Source organism: Ilyobacter sp. (genome assembly GCF_041583315.1).
Taxonomy (GTDB): domain Bacteria; phylum Fusobacteriota; class Fusobacteriia; order Fusobacteriales; family Fusobacteriaceae; genus Ilyobacter.
The window spans coordinates 1-2,969 of the sequence record NZ_JBFHGC010000369.1; the positions used below are offsets into that span (position 1 = coordinate 1).

Annotated in this window: 4 protein-coding genes; 2 read left to right on the top strand and 2 right to left on the bottom strand. The window is 38.7% G+C overall.

The annotated features are described in order from the left end of the window. Positions 1 to 531, top strand: a 531-nt coding sequence (locus tag ABZA26_RS11520) for a PfkB family carbohydrate kinase (protein ID WP_372714668.1), incomplete at its 5' end; no start/stop codon positions are given. Further along, on the top strand, positions 507 to 1,445 hold the full coding sequence (locus tag ABZA26_RS11525; protein ID WP_372714669.1) for a pseudouridine-5'-phosphate glycosidase: 939 nt from the start codon (positions 507 to 509) through the stop codon (positions 1,443 to 1,445). The genes ABZA26_RS11520 and ABZA26_RS11525, both read left to right, overlap by 25 nt. 96 nt (positions 1,446 to 1,541) lie before the next feature. On the opposite strand, the gene ABZA26_RS11530 is transcribed toward ABZA26_RS11525, so the two are convergent. Beyond that, complete coding sequence (locus ABZA26_RS11530) at positions 1,542 to 2,690, bottom strand: pyridoxal phosphate-dependent aminotransferase (RefSeq protein WP_372714670.1); 1,149 nt, start codon at positions 2,688 to 2,690, stop codon at positions 1,542 to 1,544. Between the two features lie 12 nt (positions 2,691 to 2,702). Continuing rightward, positions 2,703 to 2,969 (bottom strand): DapH/DapD/GlmU-related protein (locus tag ABZA26_RS11535; protein WP_372714671.1); only part of this gene is annotated, 267 nt, incomplete at its 5' end.

Here is a 2,969-nt window from a genome sequence, read left to right on the forward strand (position 1 = left end):
ACAAATATACCTTCAGAAACACTGGAATACATATTAAAAAACTTTACGAAGACAAAATTCATAGTGGATACAGTTTCCCTGGAAAAGTCCAAAAAAATAACGAATCTGCTCCCATACATCGACACATTGAAACCAAATAAAATAGAGGCTGAAGAGCTCAGCGAAGTAAAAATAAATACAAAAGAAGATGTAGAAAACGCAGCAGACACAATCATTAAAAAGGGCGTAAAAAATATATTTATATCCCTGGGAAAAGAAGGGGTTTATTATTCTGACGGAAGTGAAAAAGGGTTTATAAAATCTCCTGAAATCACAGTTACAACAGCTACCGGTGCAGGAGATGCATTTTTAGCAGGTGTGATCTACAGCAAATCCGAAAGAGAAAATATAAAAAAACAGGCAATCTACGGGGTAGCTGCCAGTATAGCAGTCCTAACCAATGGAAAAAGCAGAGAAAACAATCTTAATATAGACAGGATTAATGAAATTCTTAAGGAGGTAAAAAAATGCAATTCTATGAAAAATATTTAGACATATCACCAGAGGTATCAGAGGCACTGGAGAAGGGATTGCCTGTAGTGGCACTTGAATCCACAATCATATCCCACGGAATGCCTTATCCTGAAAATGTAAATACTGCCCTTGAAGTAGAAAGAATAATAAGAGAAAAAGGTGCTATTCCTGCTACTATAGCTATTTTAGAAGGCAGGCTCAAAGTTGGACTTTCCAAAGATGAGATAGATTTACTGGGAAAAACAGGCCTGGAAGCAGTAAAAACAAGCAGAAGAGACTTACCATTTATCATATCAAAGAAACTTACAGGAGCTACTACAGTGGCATCAACCATGATCATTGCATCTTTTGCAGGGATAAGAATATTTGCAACTGGGGGTATAGGAGGGGTTCACAGAGGAGCCGAGACTACCTTTGACATCTCAGCAGACCTTCAGGAGCTTGCCAATACCAATGTAGCAGTTATATGTGCAGGAGCCAAATCAATCCTTGATATTGGTCTTACACTGGAGTACCTTGAAACAAACGGGGTTCCTGTGGTGGGATATCAGACAGATGAACTTCCTGCTTTTTACACCAGAAAAAGCGGATTTAAAGTCGACTATAAGGCAGATACTCCGAAAGATATAGCTCTGGCACTTAAGGCCAAATGGGAGTTAGGACTAAACGGGGGGATGGTTATAGCAAATCCTATTCCAGAGGAGTACTCCATGGATCATAAGCTTATTAGCGATGTCATAGAAAATGCTCTTATAGAGGCTGAAAAAAATAATATAAAAGGTAAAGAATCCACACCTTTCCTTCTGGCAAAAGTAAAAGAACTTACAGAAGGTAAATCTCTTGAATCAAATATCCAGCTTGTATACAACAACGCCAGGCTGGCAGCAGAAATATCAAAAGAACTGGCGTCTTTAAATCACGTAAAATACTAAAACAACACAAAGAGGCTGCCTAATTACAGGCAGCCTCTTCTATATTTAAATTCCCCCGAATTTTTAAATCATTCTTTTCTGATTTTCTCAGTTTTTTTACTGTTTCATCCCTTTTATATAGCCTTCCATTCTGTCCATGGCTTTTGTCAGGATCTCTTTTTCTTTAGTACAGGCTATTCTGATATACCCTTCAGTGGAAAAAGCCTTCCCTGGTACTAAAGCGACCCCTGTTTTCTCAAGAATTTCAAGTGCAAAATCCAAGGAATCTTTGTTGCTTATTTTGCTGTAACCTGCATATACATAAAAGGCCCCTTTTGGGATTACCACGTCAAACCCCATAGCTTCCAGTCTAGAGCATACGAGCTTTGCCCTGCTCTCATACTCAGATGCTATGTCACTGACATCTGAGGCATCTTTCAAGGCGACTATACCACCTATCTGAGATAAGGTCGAAGGCGATGTGACTGTATACTGACTGACCTTTATGAGTTCTTTTCTGAACTTTGCGTGGGTCATTAAATATCCAACCCTCCATCCCGTCATGGAATGGGATTTTGAAAATCCGTTGATTACAATTACCTGATCTTTTACATTTTCACATCTGGCAATAGAATAAAATTCTTCCCCGGAAAAAACCAGCTCGCTGTATATTTCATCAGAAATTATAAACAACTTTTTTTTCTCGAGTACAGCTGCAATTTTTTCCGTCTCCTCCCTAGAGAGTATTACTCCCGTAGGATTTGTGGGATAATTCAGTATTACAGCCTTAGTCTTATCAGTTATTGCACCTTCTAGCATCTCTGGAGTAAGCTTAAAATCATTTTTGCTGGTGTCTATAAATACAGCCTTGGCTCCATAGAGTTTCAGAAGAGCTTCATAAAGAGAAAAAGCAGGAAGTACAACTACTACTTCATCTCCCTCAGATAGAATTCCTTTGAGAGTTGTGGAAAGAGCTTCTGTAGAACCTACAGTTACAAGTACTTCGTCTGCACTGTAGTCAATATGATATTTTCTTTTATAAAAAGAAACTATCTCCTGCCTTAATTCAGGAATCCCTCCCAAAGGAGCGTAAGAGAGCTGATTTTCCATCATGTATTTTGCTGTTTTTTGGGTTACTATTTCTGGAGTTTTTATATCAGGTTCTCCGATAGTGAGGTTAATACTGTCAGGTATATTTGCACACTTCTGAGCAATCTGACGTATTATGGATACCTCCATCTCTCTTACTCTCTGATTGACTTCCATTGCTTCCTCCTCTTACTTCTTTAAATTTCTTAAGTCTTCCATTATCTGTGTTTTACCTGCTGTTTTCTCATCTACATTTTTGATTATTTTTGCAGGACTTCCTGCTACTACCACACCTGGTGGTACATCTGCAGTTACTATTGCTCCTGCAGCTACTACAGAACCTTTTCCTATTCTTACACCTTCTAGAACTACTGCATTAGCACCTACCATTACATCATCTTCTACTACTACAGGATCTGCTGAAGGTGGCTCTATAACTCCTGCAAGTATAGCTCC